Source organism: Pseudoroseomonas cervicalis ATCC 49957 (assembly GCF_000164635.1).
GTDB lineage: Bacteria > Pseudomonadota > Alphaproteobacteria > Acetobacterales > Acetobacteraceae > Pseudoroseomonas > Pseudoroseomonas cervicalis.
Window position 1 is genome coordinate 1 of sequence record NZ_GG770925.1, and the last position, 2,289, is coordinate 2,289.

Below are 2,289 nucleotides of genomic sequence, written 5' to 3' on the forward strand. Positions count from 1 at the left end.
CGCCCAAGATGCCGGCCCGCCCGCCGGCGCCGCACCGCCGGGCCCGGCGGTCCGCCCTGGAGAATTGCATGAGCACCGCCCTCGCCCCCGCAGCCGTCACGGCCCATGGCCCGCTCGACGATCTGCCGTCGCGCATCCGCGACCTCGCCCAGAACCAGATCGCCGAGATCGCCGACCTGGCGCGCGAGGACCCAGCGGTGATCAAGCTGTGGATCGGCGAGGGCGACCTGCCGACCCCGCCCTTCGTGGTCGAGGCGGCGGCCGAGGCGATGCGCGCCGGCCATACCCGCTACACCTACGCCCTCGGCCTGCCGCGGCTGCGCCAGGCGCTGGCCGACTACCACCGCCGCCACTGGGGGGTGGAGGTGCCGGCCGGGCGCTTCACCGTCACCACGGGCGGCATGAACGCCATCATGCAGGGCCTTCAGGCGGTGCTGAGCCCGGGCGAGGAGGTGATCTACCCGGCGCCGCACTGGCCGAACCTCGCCGCCACGGTGCAGGTGCTGGGCGGCGTGCCGGTGCCGGTCGCGCTGCGGCGCACCGAATCGGGCGGCTTCCAGCTCGACCTCGCGGCGATCGAGGCGGCGATCACGCCCCGCACCCGGGTGATCGCCATCAACTCCCCCTCCAACCCGACCGGCTGGGTGATGGGGCGCGAGCAGATGACGGCGCTGCGCGACCTGGCGCGCGCCCGCGGCCTGTGGATCCTCTCCGACGAGGTCTACAACCACTTCACCTATGGCAATGCCATCGCCCCCTCCTTCCTCGAGATCTGCGACGGCGCGGACCGGCTGCTGGTGTCCAACACCTTCTCGAAGAACTGGGCGATGACCGGCTGGCGCGCCGGCTGGCTGGTCTTCCCCGAGGGGCTGGCGGCCACCTTCGACAATCTCAGCCAGTACAACACCACCTCGATCCCGACCTTCATCCAGCATGCCTGCATCGCGGCGCTGGAGCAGGGCGACGGCTTCATCGGCGAGATGGTGGCGCGCTGCCGCGAGAGCCGGCGCATCTTCAGCGAGGGGCTGGCGGCCATCCCGGGCGTCCGGGTGCAGGCGCCGGAGGGCAGCTTCTACCTGATGTTCTCGGTGGATGGGGAGACCGACAGCCGGGCGCTGGCGGTGCGCATCCTGCGCCAGGCGAAGGTGGGCCTCGCCCCCGGCACCGCCTTCGGCGAGGACCCGGACGGCACGCTGCGCCTGTGCTTCGCCGTCTCCCCGGCGCTGGCGCGCGAGGCGATGGCGCGGCTGGATGCCATGCTGCGGGCGGGCTGAGGCCGGCGGCGTGGCTCAGTCGAAGGGCGAGGTGAAGTTCTTGACCGGCATGACGCCGCCCTGCACCTGGTCCAGCGCCGCATCGCCCAGCTCCTGGCTGGCGCCGGCCGGGCCGGGGCTGGCCAGCAGCGCCCGCAGCCCGGGCAGCGCCTCGGGCGGAATGGCGTAGCCGGCCCCGGCCAGGGCGGCGCGCAGGGCCTCGGGCGTCGCGGCCTGACGCAACCCCTCCCGCAGCACCGGGTCCTGCGGCAGGGCGGTGATCAGGCGCTCGATCTCGGGATGCGGCATCGGGGCCTCCTGTCAGGTCTCGGCAAGGTGGGGCCGGCCGCGGCACAGGGCGGCCGGGCCCGGGCTCATCTTGAGCCGAACACTTTGCTCACCACCCCGACCAACAAGGGGATCGTGCTTTTCAGGAAATCGCCGAAGTGGCCGCCAGCCACCCCATCCAGCTCCCGCAGCGGCAGCTCCGCCGTCCCGGCCTCCTGCCGCGCCAGCGCGGCCTCTCCCTGAGCGCGCAATTCGTCTTCCGGGATGTCGTAGCCGGCCTCACCCAGCAGGCGGAGCAGCGCCTCGGGCGTCTCCACCGCCTGCAGCCGGTCCGCCAGGGCCGTGTTCTGCGACAGGTCTTCGATCAGGCGGGTGAATTCCGGATGCGCCATGCTGTCCTCCTGCTGGCCCGTTGCTGGGCCTCGGAGAGCACCCTAGCCCCGCGCGGCGCCGCGCGCCCAGCCGCCGCATCTCTCAAATCGCACCTTCCGTCTCAAACCGGGCCGAATCTTACCCCTCCAGCAGCGCCTGGGCGCAGGCATCCAGGATGGCGTCCGCATCCAGCCCGTATTCGCGGTAGAGGTCGGGGATGTCGCCGGCCTGGCCGAAGCGGTCGACGCCGAGCGGCACCACGCGCTGGCCGCGCACCGCGCCCAGCCAGGCATGCGCCGCCGGATGGCCGTCCAGCACCGAGACGATGGCCGCCCCCGGCGCCAGCGGCGCCAGCAGCCGCTCGATGGCCGACGGC

General features: G+C 73.2%; 4 protein-coding genes. 1 reads left to right on the forward strand and 3 read right to left on the reverse strand.

Annotation, left to right across the window (positions count from 1 at the left end; translation table 11 throughout):
- Positions 1-68: 68 nt before the first annotated feature.
- Positions 69-1,274, forward strand: coding sequence for a pyridoxal phosphate-dependent aminotransferase (locus HMPREF0731_RS20395; RefSeq protein ID WP_040614238.1), 1,206 nt, complete (start codon positions 69-71; stop codon positions 1,272-1,274).
- A gap of 15 nt (positions 1,275-1,289) precedes the next feature.
- Here the strand turns inward: HMPREF0731_RS20395 and HMPREF0731_RS20400 are convergent, their stop codons facing one another.
- The 3 genes from HMPREF0731_RS20400 to HMPREF0731_RS20410 form a co-directional block, all read right to left on the reverse strand.
- Entirely contained in the window at positions 1,290-1,562 is a 273-nt protein-coding gene (locus tag HMPREF0731_RS20400) for a Nif11-like leader peptide family RiPP precursor (RefSeq protein WP_007006121.1), read from the reverse strand.
- A gap of 65 nt (positions 1,563-1,627) precedes the next feature.
- Complete coding sequence (locus HMPREF0731_RS20405) at positions 1,628-1,933, reverse strand: Nif11-like leader peptide family RiPP precursor (protein ID WP_007006122.1); 306 nt, start codon at positions 1,931-1,933, stop codon at positions 1,628-1,630.
- A gap of 118 nt (positions 1,934-2,051) precedes the next feature.
- The coding region (locus HMPREF0731_RS20410; protein ID WP_007006123.1) for a hypothetical protein at positions 2,052-2,289 on the reverse strand (238 nt) is incomplete at its 5' end.

Coding starts and splice junctions, on each gene's coding strand:
- HMPREF0731_RS20395 (WP_040614238.1), top strand. CDS start 69: ATGAGCACCGCCCTCGCCCCCGCAGCCGTCACGGCCCATGGCCCGCTC.
- HMPREF0731_RS20400 (WP_007006121.1), bottom strand. CDS start 1,562: ATGCCGCATCCCGAGATCGAGCGCCTGATCACCGCCCTGCCGCAGGAC.
- HMPREF0731_RS20405 (WP_007006122.1), bottom strand. CDS start 1,933: ATGGCGCATCCGGAATTCACCCGCCTGATCGAAGACCTGTCGCAGAAC.